A 17,541-nucleotide genomic window follows, 5' to 3' on the forward strand; every position below is an offset into this window, starting at 1 on the left:
CATACTTTATGATTAAGTCAGAACTTCAGCCTAACCACTCTGACCTCACACCTTAAACTTAATACCTCGCTCAACCCTAAAATCGGGACAAAAAAATACCTTGTTCCGATGCCATTAACACGACATCAAACAAGGTATGCTCACAAATGTGAGAATGCGTGATTTAAGATTAGACTACACCATCAAAAATGCACCTAATACCACAAAGTCATTCTCGATTAAGTGTCTTATTACATAACCCCACTCAAAAAAGTGAAAGATTAATATTTAACTTGATAATTAAGCGTATAAGTACGGCCTCTTCCTTTATAATCATAGGCTGCGGCATCATAGTGTTTAGCATATAATATCTGCGCTCGTTGTCCCCACGCCGTTGTATAATCTTTGTTTAGCAAGTTTTGGATACCAAAACCAAGGCTACCGACAGGCAATTCATAACGACCAACCAAATCAAGCACGGTATAACCAACTAATTCGTTTTCTTCCGCATCTTTATAGTCAAACATTGTTTGGCTTTGGACTTTTAACGAAAGTGCTGAATCATACCAGCCAACCCATGAACTGGCTTTTGACGTACTTGCCTGCCCAGCGCTAAAGTCATCCCACTTATCAGCAGACTTAACTTCTGAAACCACATAGTGGCCAGATGCACCCACTTGTACATTATCCATAACCCAATAAGAAACTAACGCCTCTGCACCATAGACTCGTTTTTTATCGCTTACACTGTCAATTAACAACGTCTTTTTATTGTATTCAACTGACTTATTCGATTGCGATAAATAAGCAGCGGTTTGGAAGCTTAATGCGTCTTTTTGTATTCTATAGCCAAGTTCATAACTATTGGTTTTAATGCCTGACATTTTAGAGTTTGCAACATTAATACTGTTTTTAAGTCCATAGTGGCCATTCGCATCTGCGGCACTATAGCTACCTTTACCATAATATTTTGCAGGGTCCGCAAGATCAAAACCTTGAGAGAAGTTAACCCATATTTGTGAGTCTGATGTTAATTTGTAAACAGATCCTAAATTAAATAACCCGATTGAATAATTTGTCTTCCCACCAGGAACCGCATCTGCTGATGACCCCTTTCCTTGCGCAATTTTCTTTTGAATCTTGTAATCAACAAAATCATCGATTTTATTGCGCATATATTGATAACGATAACCACCTTCAATTGACCAATCATCGGTAATATTGACATTTGCCTGAATGAAAGCAGCGGTAGAGCCGACTGTAACCCCAGGATAACGGCCTATTTCAGCATAGGTTTCATTAATTAAATTACCAGAAGCATTCGCAACCTTTGGATCGAATAACGCTTGATTACTATCAAATTGATCTAAATAAGCGTCTACACCGTAAACTAAATCCACCTTGCCGAAAGACTTGGCCAACGCTGTTTTTAACGAGAATACATCTGTTGTTTGCTGTGATGCACCTTGGTAATACGGCGTATACGTTTGATCTTCTTTACGGTAAGACCCTTCCACCATAAGTTGATGACCAAAAAATTCAGAATCACTGTATGCCGAACTTAACATGATACGCTCTGTACCGTGCTGGCGGTCTGATTCGAATCCTTTTCTAACATCAACAAAATCACGCCCAACAATATACAAACCGTATGGCGAATCTTGCTGACTATCATAATATTGCGCTAATAATTTTAGGTTTTTCGAATCAGATACCGCTACATTTACCGTTGTCTGCAAGTCGATTGTTTTATTATATTGCAATGACCCCTGTGAAATATCGGGGGTAATCATCTTACCGTCCGAGCCATAAAACCCTTGTGTTTCTGTATAAACAGCCGCAACACGAGCAGATACCGTATCATTACCACCAGAAACAGATTGCGCCACTTTATAATCGAGATCATCACCCTTATTAAATCCTGATGAACTACTCACGTAGCTTTCAAATTGAAGCGCTCCCCCTTCAGATTTCTTGGTAATAATATTAATTACACCACCGGTTGCGCCAGCACCATAAATCGAAGTAGAACCAGAAAGTACCTCTATTCGTTCAATATTAAACGGGTCTATCGCGTCTAGCTGACGGCTAATAGGGCGTGAAGATTGTAATGACACACCATCAATCATCACGAGCATGGCCCGACCACGTAAATTTTGCCCATAGTTAGTTCTTCCACCACTACTCACATCCAAAGATGGGACCGTTGCAGCCAAGATTTCACCCAGCGTTTTACCACCTCGATATTCTTGCTCAATTTGTTCTGAATCAACAAACCAAACCGTGCCTGGAATTTCACTTATCGCTTTTTCTGTTCGACTCGCGACCACTACAGTGGTTTCTTCCTCTGGTGTGATCCCTTCAGCTTGGGCAGTGACCGATACAAACGAGATCGCAGAGGCGACGGCGGCAGCAACTAATGTTAGTGGATAATTCCCTTTTTTAACTTTCATTTATGTTCTCTTTTTTATGTTTACACTTAACCGAATAACGAAAACTAAGACAAATGATTCGTATTCACACCTTGATATTAAATAACGATTTATTACTTAATATTTACTACTTAAAAATTCATTTCGCTGCGACTAATTCGCCGACTTAAGACTCAGAAATCCAACCAATCACTATTTCCTCATCAGATACAAAAAGTACGCACCACCAATCAACGAAGCCAATAATCCTGCCGGGAATTGCCACGGGAACCAGAAGGTTCGTCCAACCCAATCAGCGAGGATCATCAAGCATCCGCCTAATAGACTGGCCGTTAACAATTGATGAGATGCCCGATACTGATGAAGCGATCGCGCCATGTGTGGGGCTAACAAGCCAATAAAACTCAGAGGCCCAATAATAATGGTGCACAAGGTTGTCAACGCGGCCACCAGAAGCAATAAGAGCAAACGCACTTTGCGGCAATCCAATCCAATACTGGTCGCGGTAATTTCCCCAAGACCAACCAGGTCTAAGCGCCGATGATTCAAAAAAGCAATGCCGGAAAACAAGGCCACACCCGCACCTAATAGATACACATCACTCATGCTGACCAAATACGTCGAGCCTGACAGCCAAGTTAACAATGCTGTCACGTTATCTTGCCCTGATGACATTGCAATGCGTAAGAAAGCATCGAGTCCTGCGCTCAGCGCGATCCCCGTTAATAACATTTGCGCTGGCGCAAAATTATGTTTTCGCCCCATCAACCAAATAACCCCAGTGACAGTAAACGCCCCGAAGGTGCCAAGTAACATTTGCTCATACCTTTCAACCGTCACACCAAACAATGCGCCAAGCACTAACGCTAACGCCGCGCCAGAGCTAATCCCTAATATTTCAGGGCTTGCCATTGGATTCGTCGAGACCCGTTGAATGACTGTTCCCGCAATAGCCAAACCAATGCCCGCGAAAAGAGAAACAAGTACTCTTGGCAATCGAAGTTCCATGACTGAAGTGTTAAATGACATCATCCAGCCCGTTTGGTTTTTACCGACAACTAAAGCCACCACAAAGCAGACAATCACGAGGATACCAAGCGGAAATAATATCTTTTGGATATTCCTGTGCTGATATGTTATTTGACTCGTCTCTCTCGACTTAAGATCCGATTGCAATAACTTTCGATTTAATAACCAAAGTAAAAAAGGGGCGCCCAATAATGCCGTCATTGCACCGGTCGGCAGTAACGCCCCTCCAGCACCAGAGAATGGCTGTACAATCAGGTCTGCCAGTAACAGCATCAAACTGCCAGTAACAGCATCAAACTGCCAGTCACACCGCTAACAAGGATCTGAGCGGTGAGTTTTCTCGCCCCGCACAGTCGTGCTACGGCCGGGGCGACAATGCCAATAAAGCCAATTAAACCCACTTCACTGACCACTGCCGCAGTAATAAATATCGCTAGCGTCAATGAAATCACTTTAATTTGCTTAATGTTAATACCAATAGAAGAAGCAACAGTGTCTCCTAATTGTAATACTGACAAGGGCCTAGAAAGTAACAATACAGCAATAATGGGTAGCGTAATAAGCTGTAATACCGTCATAACACTCGACCAATCATTTTGGTTTAATGTCCCCGCCCCCCACACAAATACACCTGCTAATTTTTGTTCATTCAATAGCAATAACATGGTGTTGAGTGAACCAAAAAATAAACTGATCACCATACCAGCCAAAACCATATGCACAGGAGAAAACCCACGCTTGGCCGATAATAAAAATACCAATAACGTTGCTAGCCCCCCGCCTAAGAAAGCCGGAATAAAACCATTAATACTACTATTAACGGGCAAAAATAAGATGCCTAGCACTAACCCTAATTCGGCACCAGCAGCAACACCTAGGGTCGTCGGAGAAGCGATTGGATTACGTAGTACAAACTGCATCACACAGCCTGCGACCGCTAATGCAAAACCGCATAATACCGCTATCGCTAAACGGGGTAGATAAGTAAGGTGGGTAATAAGATGCTGATAATTGCTCGCGTCATAATGAAACACCGTTTGCCACAATAAACTCAACCCTTGCGAATAAGGCGCGGTCCATTGCAGTAAACTCAGCAATATCGCAGCAATGAGTGAGCAAAGAAAAAAACGCCACCACATGCCTTGCTGTTTTGAGGCATTAAATTTTGAAGTGCTAAATAGAGGAAATGTATTCATCGATTACTTAATGAGTTGCTGAGTAATATGGTCGCTAAATCGTTGCGCAGAAACAAGTCCACCAAACGTCCAAATAGCAGGAAGCTCAAACACTGAATCTGTGCGGGTAAATGCCATCGCTTGCCATAATGCAGATTGAGTTAACTGCTTTCTTTCTGCCACCTTTAATGGGCCAAAAATCAACACGTTTGCTTGCTGGTGCTCTGCTAGTTTTTCGATGCCTGCAGTCGTAAATCCCCACAAATTGCTTTGCTCATGCCAAGCGTTAACAAGTCCCATTTCTTCAATAGTTGCCTGCGCTAAGGAGCCAGCACCGTGAATCCGAACCGTTTTGTCATTAATAAACCGAATAAACATCAACGGGTTCTTGTTAGCTTGCATACGCCTAATTTTATTGCCATTCGCCTTTAATCGTTGCTGTGTTTCTGTAATGACTTGTTTGGCTTGTTTTTCTTTATCCAGTAATAGACCGAGTTGTGTCGTGATCTGTGTTGCTGAAATAAGCGGTGTTTTGTCATTGTTGTAGACGCTATACACTAAGGTCGGGGCTATCTCACTGAGTTGTTTATAGGCTGCAACCATGTGCTGACTAATCAGTATCACATCAGGTTGTAATTCTGTCAGTAACTCTAAGTTAGGCTCTCTTCGTGAGCCCACATCGATCACAGAACCATTAAGCTCAGGCTCCGTCACCCAAGTTTGGTAGCCTTTAACATCCGCGACACCCAGTGGCATAACATCGAGACTTAATACCGTTTCGGCAAGCGCCCAATCTAACGCCACCACTTTTTTTGGCGTTTGTTCAAGGTGAGTAATACCAAGTTCATGTTTAATTTCTACAGCCTGAACCGAAAAAATACATAAGGTAATAATGAAACCAATAATTTTATTCAAGGGTGTGTTCCTAGCTGTTCGTCCATGTTTATGCTCTATAAAACATGAGGGTTAAAAACATGAGATTAAGGAATATAACTTATCTGCTGACCCGTTTTCGGATGCGCAAACAAAGCCAATTCCATACCATATATTTTTTGTAATATCGCAGGAGTCATTAACTCACTAGGCGTACCTTGTGCAATCACTTTTCCTGAATGTAAAGCAATAAGCTGGTCGCTAAATTTTGCCGCCATATTAATGTCATGAAGCACCATAATGACGGTTAATCCTAAGGTTTCATTCAAATTTCGGATCAGGGCTAATAATTCATATTGGTGTGCAACATCCAGAGCTGACGTAGGCTCATCGAGCAAGATACACTGACTTTGTTGAGCCAATAACATCGCCACCCATGCTCTTTGACGTTCGCCACCAGACAAAGTCGCAACAAAGCGATCGCTAAACGTACTTAGCCCAACTTTCTCTATCGCATCATCCACCAGCTGGTGATCTTTTTTGCTATATCGGCCAAATGCCCCTTTCCAGGGATATCGACCAAAGCACACTAATTCTCGAACAGTTACGCCATCCGTGATTGGTGGGTGTTGCGGTAAATAAGCAACATTAAGCGCAAAGTCTTGATGAGACAAATGATGAACGGCTTGATCATCAAACAGTACACGGCCTTGAGTCGGGGAATTCTGACGACTGAGTAATTTAATGAGCGTCGATTTACCACAGCCGTTATGACCAAGTAAGGTCGTGACTTTACCTTTAGTAAAGACCAGGTTCGTTGAATGCAGGATCGGTTTCCCGCCAATTTCAAACGACGCATCGATAAGTTGATACATAAAATGAAGTAAGCTATTTATTAATAAGTGATTAACTGAACTCTAACATAAACACCCAGTAATGATAATTATTTTCATTACGATTGATGGTTAGTAGGATATACCGATTCTTTCAGCCTGCCCACTATTTATATTTGTATTATATTGTCGAGTAGCATTATAGCGATTACATTTATGCCAATTTCCAAGAAAATACTAGGTGGTAAGAATGCGTAAATTAACGCTTATTACTGGGGTGACGCGGGCAATCTGCACATAGATTGCGACCTTCGCATTTATAAACTAAGCAGCAGCTGGTACGGATCAATTTTAGCTTATTGGTGGTAAGGTCAACTTGCAAGCCGGATAAATGCTTATCTGGTAACTCAAAAGCAGCTAACCACAATTTAGCTTGCGTCTGAAAATACGCATTAGATAATGCAGGGGCCTGTGCTTGCAGTTTTATGATGCAATTGAGTAAACCATCGGCAATTAAATGTTTGGTGAATCCGGGGCGAATACGAGTCCATTGGGATAGCTCTTCACGATATGACTCAAATAGTGCGCTTAATTGCAATCCAATCGATGAGATCAACTCTTCGTTAGAACCAAAGATAAGATCTGATGTATGGAATGTAAATCCAGAAATAAATCCCGATTGAATAGATTGACTCACATTTTTAATATCAGGAATCGCTTTTAATTTATAAACAGAAATAAAAGCAATATAGATGGGTTGCCAGCAGAGAAGATCCCAGGTTCGCGTTAACCAATAAGCGCTTCCGGCTTCTTTTGAGGATTCGGACAATTGCCAATAAAGCTGTTGGATAACGCCACTGTTCTGACGTGAAATGTGGATACCTTCTCCGTTATCTGCTGCTAACTGCCCAGATAAGTAAGGTGTCACTTGCTTAGATGACTGAAAGAGTACTTCAAAATATTCACTATTTTGCATAAGAATTAATACACAATATCAATTAGCTGTAAATAAAAACTAGAATAACCACTTGAATACCACAATGCAAATGATTATCAATTACACATGGTTTTGGGGCCTGCATTATAAGCCTTATTGCTATTTTCAATTTGAAAAAAAGGTCTTAACCAGAAATACCGATTAAGACCTTAATAATAAAATGTGAATAATTAATCGCTTTAGCGTTAGACTACACCATTAAAAATGCACGTAATGCCTCAAAGTCATCTGCCATATCAACAGATAGATTTGGCTTGTCGGCACAATCAGCAAGTTCTTGTGGCAAACCAATATCACGACCTAGAATCTCTTCAACTGATTCTTTGAACTTCGCAGGGTGCGCAGTACATAGGAATAAACCGAATTCATCTTCGCTCAGCTGTACACTTAAACGGTCATAGGCAATTGCACCATGCGGTTCGCATAAGTAACCTTGTTCATCTAACGCGACAACAGCTTGTTTAGTATCTTCATCAGATAGGAAGTCAGATGCGAGTTCAGACAAGTCCCACCCTTTAACACGTGCTAGTTCTTCGATACGTGGCCAGTTGCTTGGTACGCTTACGTCCATCGCATTGGATAAGGTTGCTTGCGTTGCTTTTGGATCCCACTCACCGCTTTCTAAATAACGCGGCACAGTATCATTGATATTCGTCGCGGCAATAAAGCGTTTAACTGGTAAGCCTAATGTTTTTGCTAATAGACCTGCAGTCAGGTTACCAAAGTTACCACTTGGCACTGATACTACTGTTTGTGCGCGCTGTGCTTTTGGCAGTTGTGCGAATGCTTCGAAGTAATAACAGATTTGTGCCATTAGACGACTAATATTGATTGAGTTAGCCGAGTTAAGACCAATTGCCTGACGCAGCTCTGCATCATCAAATGATCGCTTCATTAATGCCTGACAGGCATCAAAGTCACCATCAATCGCGATAGTGCGAATATTACCACCAAGCGTGCAGAACATCTGTTCTTGCAAGAAGCTGATCTTACCTTTTGGATACATCACCACTACTTCGATATTATCCATACCATAGAAGGCATGTGCTACAGCGGCACCCGTATCGCCTGATGTCGCGGTTAAAATCGTGATCTTTTCACCAGCCGACCCTTTATTAGCACTTAAGCGTGACAGGCACTGTGCCATGAAACGACCACCGAAGTCTTTAAACGCCAATGTTGGACCGTGGAATAATTCTAATGCACTGATCTTGTCGTTCACTTTCGTTACTGGCGCAGGGAAGTTAAACGCACTTGCAACAATGTCATGTAATTCTTGTTCGCTAAATTCATCACCGATCAGTGATTGTAAAATAACGCGACTACGGTCGACTAAGTTCATCTCTAGTAAAGCATCAATATCGTCTATCGGATTAATTTCGCTCGGAAAGAACAAACCTTGGTTTTTACCCATGCCTTGTTTTACTGCTTGTGCAAAGCTAACTGTCTCTGCGTGATCTTTAATACTGTATAATTTCATTGTTGTTCATTCCCTAAAACATTATTGGTGCAACCTGCGTGATAACTATGGTCTTAACTGAATAAGAGCATATAACCCTTGCCACTTGGATCCAAGTAATAAGTGCAACGCGCAGTGTATTTACTATTTGTTGTAAGCTCACTTTTAACTGTCTATTACAGTGCCGTACCCACAACACGTGCGCCTTGTTTATCCAGTTTACAGATATGGCTAAAACCATCACCGTTTTGGATAAAGTTAGCGTCTAGCCAAGCTTTTAGTTTTTCAGCTTGCGCTAAGTCAGTCATCACGTTAAATACCGTCGGGCCAGAGCCAGATATACCCGTTGCTAATGCGCCTAGTTCTTTAGCATAGTCACGCACTTCATCAAATTTAGGAATAAGCTGAGCACGGTACGGTTCTGCAATCACATCTTTCAACATCGCAGCAGCCAAGTCTTGTTGCTTGCTATAACAAGCATGGATAAATCCAGCTAAGTGGCGACCATAAGTTAAGCAATCACCACGGCTGTACTCTGTTGGTAAGATGTCACGCGCTGCAGCCGTCGAGATGCTGATACCCGGATAAGCAACAACCCAATACCATTCATCGAAACAAGGCACAGGTTGACTCACGACCCCATTTTCACCCAGCATTAATTGCATACCACCTAATGCACAAGGCGCGACATTATCATAATGTACGCTACCACTAATTTTACCTTCAAGTTCACCCATTAATAACACCATGTCATGCTCATCGAGGGTGTTATCATGAAATTCATTCAGTGCTTCTAGTCCTGCGACAATTGACGCCGCACTTGATCCTAGACCACTACCAATCGGTAAGTTTTTTTCTAACTCCATGGCGATATTTTTGATCTTCAAACCACGATTTTCTAACGCGGCGGCATAACCAAGATAACAATCATAGATGATATTTTCACGGTAATCATCAGGTAACTTATGCTTAAAACGACCACTAGAGGCTAAGCTGAATGCCGAATCCGCATCGGTAATAAATACTTTATCGCCGATGAGCGAACCATCAATCGGAGCAATCGGGAAACCTAATGCATCAAAACCTGCACTTACATTTGCAACCGATGCTGGTGCGAATACAACTATACTCATGGTTAAACCTCTTGCTTCCAATTAAGGGTACGTAATACATCGGCAAATACGCCCGCTGCAGTCACTTCAGAACCTGCACCATAACCACGTAATACCATTGGGATTGGCTGATAATAACGGCTGTAAAATGCTAATGCATTCTCACCATCTTTGACTTTATTCAGCGGATCAGATTCTGGTACCGCGGTAATTGATACTTTACATTTACCATCTTCAATCTGGCCAATATAGCGTAATACTTTACCCTCCTCTGCAGCGGACGCTTGCAAATCAGCAAAGTACGCATCTGCTTTTGGTAGGTTCGCCATAAATTCTTCATTAGTGCCCGTTGCATCAAAGTCAGCAGGGATTGCTTCTTCAACTTCAACTTGGTCTAAGGTTAAATCCATACCCGCTTCACGTGCAATAATCAATAATTTACGCGCGATATCCATGCCGCTTAAATCTTCACGTGGATCGGGTTCTGTAAAGCCATTGTCACGTGCTTGTGCCGTTGCTTGCGAGAAGCTCATGCCTTCGTCTAATTTACCAAAGATGTATGACATAGAACCTGACAAAATACCGTTGAAGCATACTAGTTCATCACCCGCACTCAATAGATTCTGCAGATTTTCAATCACAGGTAGACCTGCACCTACGTTAGTATCGTATAAGAAACGACGGCGGGTTTTTAATGCCGTTAAACGCAGCTCGTGGTAATAATCCATGCTCATGGTATTGGCTTTTTTGTTCGCCGCAACAACGTGGAAACCACTCCCCAAGAAATCAACATATTGACTAGCAAGATTATCATTACTGGTACAATCAACAATCACTGGGTTAATGATGTGGCTATTTTTAACCAAATTTTCCAGTGCTGCTAGTGAGAATTCAGAATTACTGGCAGCAAGATCATCAGCCCAATGTGTTAATGATAACCCTTCTGAGTCGAGTAACATCTGGCGACTGTTAGCGATACCGCAGACACGGATCTCAATATGACGTTCTGCTAAAAATTCTTTTTGACGTTTGATTTGTTCGACTAATGCCGCACCTACACCACCACACCCTAATAAGAACAGGTCAATGTATTGTTGTTTACCAAAGAAAATATTGTGTGATGCTTTAATCGCTTCATTGGCTTTGCTTTCATCAATAACCGCAGAAATAGAACGTTCTGATGAACCTTGCGCAATGGCAACAAGATTCACTGATGCTTGTGCTAATGCCATAAAGAAACGCGCAGCAATACCGTTGGCTTTACGCATGCCATCACCAACCAGCGATACAATAGCTAAACCATCACGCATTTCGATAGGTTCAAGTAACTGATTACTGATCTCTAACGTAAATTCGTTATTCAGTGCCAGTTTAGCTTTACCTGCATCATAACTGTGGATACAGAAGCTAACGCTGTATTCTGATGATGATTGCGTGATAAGGGCAATGGATACACCAGCGCGTGATACGGTTTCAAAAATACGACCCGCCATGCCAACCATACCTTTCATACCCGGACCGGATACGTTAATCATGGTCATGCCACTAAGCTCTGATAATGATTTAACTTCGGCTTGGGTTTTTGACATTAACCCGCCGATTAGAGTGCCTTCACCTTCTGGATTTTTAGTATTCTTAATCAAACAAGGAATGTGGTGCTGAGCAATCGGTGCTATCGTTTTTGGATGCAATACTTTCGCGCCAAAATAAGACAATTCCATTGCTTCTGGATAGCTTAATGTTTTAAGTAATTTAGCATCTTTTACTAAGCGTGGGTCACAAGCGTAAACACCGTCTACGTCAGTCCATATTTCACAGCAGTCAGCATACAGGCACGCCGCTAATACCGCAGCAGAATAATCAGAACCATTACGGCCAAGTACAACTGTATTGCCCTGTTCATCACCCGCAGTGAAGCCTGGCATTAAATAAATATAGTCAGTCTTAATTGGATCTTGTTCAAAACGAGTACGAGAAGCGTCAATATCCACAGTGGCTTCTAGTACACAGCCCTTTCCTACTAGCTTGTCTTGCGGAACAATCACTTCAACTTTAAAGCCGCGGGCTAATAACAGTTGCTCCATACAAACAATACTCAGCTTTTCACCGGTACATAAAATCTTTGCTTCAATATTTTCAGGGCACTGCGATAACAGCTTTACGCCATATAAGTATTCTCTTAATGTCGCTAATGATGTTGTTACCTGCGTTAATGCAACCACATCATTAAAATTAGGGTATTGAACTTTTAGGCCTGCAACGAGCGCCTTAAATATCCCTTCGATTTCTTCCAGTGATGACTCCGCATCAAGGCCACGAACCGTTTGTTGCACAGCGGCAACCAAATTATTGGTCACTTTTGCTGGTGCAGACAACACCAATGCTACCTGTGATTGCTCAATCTTACTCACAGATATATCTGCTGCACAGGCAAATCGTTCAGCGTTTGCCAACGATGTTCCACCAAATTTTAAAACTCGCATCCTTTGCTCCTTGTAGATACAAAAAAGCCCGTTCCAAATGGTAACGGGCTCTTTTATCATTTCTGTCTTAGCCCTACGTGTCATCCCACCGTTGTAATAACAGTGTTAATAATCGTGGTGGTAATGAACGCTAAGCAATAAGTCATAATAATATTTAATAAATCTGTTAATAATTTCAATACCTATAGCAATATCAAAAAATGAGAGCCAAATCAAGTTTAAAATATATTTAGTTGTTTCACTATACATAGATAAAAGGATTTAAACATGTTGAAATAATGTAAAAAGATTGCGATATTTAGGCTTATCTTAAGTCCAAGGATTTGTTGTATGGAAAAAGTTTTAGAAGCGCAAATAGCGGGGTCGTTATTAGAATCGTTTGATGCTTTTTATAGCCGCTTTTTAGAAGTCACGCGTGGTGCAAAATTACGTTTTGAAAACGCGGATTGGCATGGTGTGCAAATCGCAGCGAAAAAACGTATTAGCCTTTATGATTACCACGTCGGTAAGACAGCTCAAAAAATGCAAGATCTTGCGGCGGAAACGGAAGCGAATAAAATATTCCTGCAAGGGATTAAGCGAGAGTACGAAGCGCTATTACAGCATTACCCAAATTTTGAAATTGCCGAAAGCTTCTTTAACTCTGTTTATCGCCGTGTCTTTAAACATACCAATATATATAAAGAACAGCTATTTATTACTAATGCTAATCGCGTTAGAGATCCAGGGTATCCGAATAATTTTTATCGCAGCTATACCCGAGGCGGAAACTTTTCGGTGATCTTACGTAAGATCATTGGTGGTTATACGTTTACGGCTCGATGGGAGAACTTGGACAGGGACCTTGCTAATGTCGTGGATTACCTTAACCAACATGCGCCAAAACAACTCACCGAAGCCGAACACATCGAAGTGCACATGCTTAACGAAGTATTTTATCGTAATAAAGGCGCTTACCTTATGGGTAAGATCTTTGCTGATGGACACATGTACCCGTTGGTATTTCCGATTTTAAATAACGAAGAAAATGAGATTTATTTAGATACGGTCATTTTTGAAAAAGAAGAAACCAGTATTCTATTTGGCTTTGCCCGTGCTTATTTCTTTGTTTATGCACCAGAACCTGGCGCCATTGTACAATTTTTAAAACCGATGATCCCGCATAAAACTAACTTTGAGATCTACTCTGCCATTGGTTGCCAAAAACATGCAAAAACAGAGCTATTCCGCCACTATATAAAGCACTTAGATAACTCTGATGATAAGTTCATTATTGCCCCAGGTATTAAAGGTATGGTGATGAGCGTATTCACTCTACCCTCTTATGATGTGGTATTTAAGCTCATTAAAGATGAGTTTGCACCACCCAAACAAATCGATCATGCGACCGTAAAAGAAAAGTATCAGATCGTAAAATCCCATGATCGTGTTGGTCGAATGGCAGATACTCAACAATTTAAAAATTTTGCTTTTCCCAAGGATCGCTTCAGTCAAGAACTGCTCGACGAATTGTTAGCTGTCGCCCCTTCAATTATAAAATTAACCAACAGTAAAGTGGTGATCAAACATCTTTATATTGAGCGTAAGATGATCCCGCTCAATATGTATCTCGAACAAGCAAATGAAGAAGAGCTTGATAATGCTATCGATGAATACGGCAATGCTATCAAACAACTTGCGGCAGCAGATATTTTCCCCGGTGATATGCTGTTTAAAAATTTTGGTGTGACCCGACATAATCGCGTGATCTTTTACGATTATGATGAGATCTCATATATGCATGAAGTTAACTTCCGCTACATTCCGCCACCACGCTATCCAGAAGACATGATGCTGGCTGAACCTTGGTTTGCCGTCGCTCCCAACGATGTATTCCCTGAGGAGTTTGAGACCTTCTTATTATCTCGACCAGAAATTAACAAGCTCTTTAAAAAATACCATTCTGATCTGCTTGACGCCGATTATTGGAAGGGACTGCAAAACAATATTAATCGTGGTAAATACAGCGATGTATTCCCTTATCGCCGAGCACGACGTTTTAACCGAGATGAATAAGTAATCTAGATAGATGGGTGGGTAAATAAATAAAAAGGGGTGAGGTTAATAATCGATTAACCTCACCCCTATCTTCACCGCGAATACAGACACCTAAAGAAGTGGTTCTTTAGCCACCACTACACCATTTAAGTCGGCATAGATATAATCACCTTCGGCAATGCTCACACCAGCAAAGTGCAAATCGATACCCGCATCACCTAAGCCACGTTTTTCTGTTTTAACAGGGCAAGCCGTTATCGCTTTAACCCCTAATTCAAGCGTATTAATAGTCGCAACATCACGAATTGCACCATAAATAACGAAACCAGCCCAGCCATTTTTCACTGCATTTTCGGCAATCATATCACCGAGTAACGCACGTCGTGTTGAGCCTCCGCCATCAACCACTAAAATACGTCCTTCTCCTGGCGTACCAGCAAGTTCTTTAACAAGCGAGTTATCTTCAAAACATTTAACCGTTACCGCTTGGCCACTAAAAATAATCGCTTTACCATAACTTTGAAAAATAGGGTCCATTACAGACAATTGATTAAAATGCTGATCACACAGATCAGGTAACAGGTCTAACATAGTCCATCCTTAGAGTCGTTATTGTATATATCTCATATTCCAGTAACTATGTTACGTGAAACGATACTTACTACAACTGCTAACACATTAGCGCAAATCAATTATTTCAATCTATAATTAATTAACAAAGTAAATACATTAATCATTAATTATAGATAAAACTTACCAGTTTGTAATTTGATTACATTTTACTGACAAAAAACCTGTTCAATAACAGAACACTTTAATAAACCAAAGTCACTCATCTAAACAACTGACATATAGATAAATTCAAACTAAAACACCGCATCAACATAAAATAGAAACGCGATAAACCATAACAGGTCTGTTTATTTAGTACTAAAATTAACGAACAAAAAATATTAATCAAAATAATTTTTACCTTTATTCTTATAATTACACTGGTTAATTCGAACAATGTGAGCTGAGTCAAGTCCGAGTAACTCAATCATTAAACAATATTAAACATATAGAACAAAATTATAACAATTTGATTTATATAACTTAAATGAATATATGATTTATCCTTGTATCACTATTCTTCATTTACTTAAATATGGAAAACATTCACTTCAACTAAAATATAACCAATGGGGGTTATTTGATAAATATCAAATCACGTTTAGTTATTACGTAACATAATTACATTAGGTTGTTATACTGCTGTTAATAACATATAATCCTATAGTTAAGGACGCCATAAAACTAGATATCCTGCCACAGTCAGCTGTTTTAGATAAATAGTCTTATATTTCATGGATGTATTACTCTTACTCCCCGATTAATTGATATCAATAATCTGGGCACTATTTGATCCAAAGCGAAACTAGGTACGTTTATGCAAACCCCAAACATTCTTATCGTAGAAGATGAACTCGTTACACGTAACACCCTAAAAAGCATCTTCGAAGCTGAAGGCTATTCAGTACATGAAGCAAGTAACGGCGATGAAATGTATGAGATCATTACCAATAACCCTATAAGCTTGGTAATCATGGATATTAATCTTCCAGGTAAAAATGGCTTACTGTTAGCACGTGAACTACGTGACAAACATAATTTAGCTCTCATGTTTTTAACTGGTCGCGACAATGAAGTTGACAAGATTTTAGGTCTAGAAATTGGTGCTGATGACTACATTACTAAACCATTCAATCCACGTGAATTAACGATTCGAGCACGTAACCTACTCGGCCGTACTTTTACTAAAGCCCCAGTAGCAGACGAAGAAAAAGCGATCGTAGAAGAATATGAATTTAATGGCTGGCGTTTAAATATCAACAGCCGTTCTTTGATTAGTCCACTGGATGATTCATTCAAACTACCCCGTAGTGAATTCCGTGCAATGCTACACTTTGTAGAGAATCCAGGTAAAATTCAAACACGTGCAATGTTATTGAAAAAGATGACAGGCCGTGAACTAAAACCACACGATCGTACTGTTGATGTAACTATTCGTCGTATCCGTAAACATTTCGAAAGCATTGCAGATACACCAGAAATCATCGCAACAATCCACGGTGAAGGTTACCGTTTTTGTGGTGAATTAAGCTAAGCATACACTGCTAGCGATACCGTGAAGGTACTATAAATAATAAAAAAGCGCTAAATAGCGCTTTTTTTTGTGCCTAGCATTCGTGCGTGTTAAATCAGAGTAATCTTATCTCGCCCTTTTACTCCACGTAAAATCGCTTGTAATAACTCGCTTGCATCAAATTTAGTCAGCGCTTCATCAGCACCAATTTGCTGCGCACGTTCAGTGCTAATCGCACTTGATAACGAAGTATGAAGAATAATATAAGTCGCAGATACGTTGGGCGTACTACGCACTTCAAACGCAACTTCATAGCCATCTAATCCCGGCATTTCAATATCACTAACCAACACATCAATAGGGTTACCAGCTTCGACAGCTGACTGCATCATAGCTAATGCATCTTGGCCATTTTTAGACACCTGATAATGGATACCTGCAGCGTCTAACGCGCTACCAAGTTGATTACGCGCAACCATTGAATCATCCACAACCAAAATTTCTTTGGTACGAAGCTCCTCAAGCTCAAGTTCTGTAAACTGGGGCAACTCAACGTCTTCATCAGGATAAATGTCAGCTAACAAGCGTTCAACATCCATGAGCTGCACCAATTGGTCATCAAGGTGCATCACCCCTGTGGTATATATATTACAGCCAAGAGATGAATCTGGAGCCGAGATATCTTTCCAACTACAATCCATAATCTTATCAATATGACGCACCAGAAAACCAACGACCTGACGGCTACAATCCGTAATGATAATATTACACGAGTCATATTCTTCTTGACTGACTGGCCGATAGCCAACAGCACTCGCCATATCGATAATAGGAATTGTCCGACCACGTAGTGTCGCTGCGCCCATCACCATGGGGTGGGAACCGGGTAAAGAATACAAACGTGTGGAGGGGACAATTTCTTGCACTTTCAACGTGCCAATTGCAAATTTTTGCTGGAGATTCAACTTAAATAATAATAAACCTTGTGACTGACTCATTACCCTTCC

Annotated in this window: 13 protein-coding genes; 2 read left to right on the top strand and 11 right to left on the bottom strand. The window is 40.8% G+C overall.

The genetic code is table 11. The annotated features are described in order from the left end of the window. Positions 1–260: 260 nt before the first annotated feature. The 9 genes from HWV03_RS18190 to thrA all read right to left on the bottom strand — a co-directional run bounded on the left by HWV03_RS18190 (position 261) and on the right by thrA (position 12,372). The gene (locus HWV03_RS18190) at positions 261–2,432 is read right to left on the bottom strand and encodes a TonB-dependent receptor (protein ID WP_211677152.1); all 2,172 of its coding nucleotides are present in this window, start codon (positions 2,430–2,432) and stop codon (positions 261–263) included. 171 nt (positions 2,433–2,603) lie between these two features. Beyond that, positions 2,604–3,713 (bottom strand): iron ABC transporter permease, encoded by a 1,110-nt coding sequence (locus tag HWV03_RS18195; RefSeq protein WP_211677153.1) that lies wholly within the window; start codon positions 3,711–3,713, stop codon positions 2,604–2,606. Further along, the gene (locus tag HWV03_RS18200; protein WP_211677154.1) at positions 3,713–4,636 is read right to left on the bottom strand and encodes an iron chelate uptake ABC transporter family permease subunit; all 924 of its coding nucleotides are present in this window, start codon (positions 4,634–4,636) and stop codon (positions 3,713–3,715) included. Before HWV03_RS18200 ends, HWV03_RS18195 begins: the two co-directional genes overlap by 1 nt. Positions 4,637–4,639: 3 nt before the next feature. After that, the gene (locus HWV03_RS18205; protein WP_211677155.1) at positions 4,640–5,530 is read right to left on the bottom strand and encodes an iron-siderophore ABC transporter substrate-binding protein; all 891 of its coding nucleotides are present in this window, start codon (positions 5,528–5,530) and stop codon (positions 4,640–4,642) included. A gap of 65 nt (positions 5,531–5,595) precedes the next feature. Further along, the gene (locus tag HWV03_RS18210; RefSeq protein ID WP_211677156.1) at positions 5,596–6,363 is read right to left on the bottom strand and encodes an ABC transporter ATP-binding protein; all 768 of its coding nucleotides are present in this window, start codon (positions 6,361–6,363) and stop codon (positions 5,596–5,598) included. 217 nt (positions 6,364–6,580) lie between these two features. Beyond that, positions 6,581–7,297, bottom strand: coding sequence for a siderophore ferric iron reductase (locus HWV03_RS18215; protein WP_211677158.1), 717 nt, complete (start codon positions 7,295–7,297; stop codon positions 6,581–6,583). 211 nt (positions 7,298–7,508) lie between these two features. After that, positions 7,509–8,798, bottom strand: coding sequence for a threonine synthase (gene thrC, locus HWV03_RS18220; protein WP_211677160.1), 1,290 nt, complete (start codon positions 8,796–8,798; stop codon positions 7,509–7,511). 155 nt (positions 8,799–8,953) lie between these two features. Continuing rightward, entirely contained in the window at positions 8,954–9,910 is a 957-nt protein-coding gene (thrB, locus tag HWV03_RS18225; protein ID WP_211677162.1) for a homoserine kinase, read from the bottom strand. A 2-nt stretch (positions 9,911–9,912) separates the two neighbouring features. Continuing rightward, the gene (thrA, locus tag HWV03_RS18230; RefSeq protein ID WP_211677164.1) at positions 9,913–12,372 is read right to left on the bottom strand and encodes a bifunctional aspartate kinase/homoserine dehydrogenase I; all 2,460 of its coding nucleotides are present in this window, start codon (positions 12,370–12,372) and stop codon (positions 9,913–9,915) included. Between the two features lie 330 nt (positions 12,373–12,702). On the opposite strand from thrA, the gene aceK reads away from it, so the two are divergent. Next, on the top strand, positions 12,703–14,427 hold the full coding sequence (gene aceK, locus HWV03_RS18235) for a bifunctional isocitrate dehydrogenase kinase/phosphatase (RefSeq protein WP_211677166.1): 1,725 nt from the start codon (positions 12,703–12,705) through the stop codon (positions 14,425–14,427). A 93-nt stretch (positions 14,428–14,520) separates the two neighbouring features. Here aceK and HWV03_RS18240 read toward each other — a convergent pair whose 3' ends face one another. Next, a complete protein-coding gene (locus HWV03_RS18240) occupies positions 14,521–15,000 on the bottom strand; it encodes a putative 4-hydroxy-4-methyl-2-oxoglutarate aldolase (protein WP_211672871.1) in 480 nt (159 codons plus the stop codon). 838 nt (positions 15,001–15,838) lie between these two features. Between HWV03_RS18240 and arcA the strand changes: the two genes are divergently transcribed. After that, positions 15,839–16,555 (top strand): two-component system response regulator ArcA, encoded by a 717-nt coding sequence (arcA, locus tag HWV03_RS18245; protein ID WP_211672872.1) that lies wholly within the window; start codon positions 15,839–15,841, stop codon positions 16,553–16,555. Between the two features lie 89 nt (positions 16,556–16,644). Here the strand turns inward: arcA and HWV03_RS18250 are convergent, their stop codons facing one another. Then, complete coding sequence (locus HWV03_RS18250) at positions 16,645–17,532, bottom strand: chemotaxis protein (protein WP_211677168.1); 888 nt, start codon at positions 17,530–17,532, stop codon at positions 16,645–16,647. Positions 17,533–17,541: the final 9 nt, after the last annotated feature.

It is taken from the genome of Moritella sp. 36 (genome assembly GCF_018219415.1).
Lineage (GTDB): Bacteria > Pseudomonadota > Gammaproteobacteria > Enterobacterales > Moritellaceae > Moritella.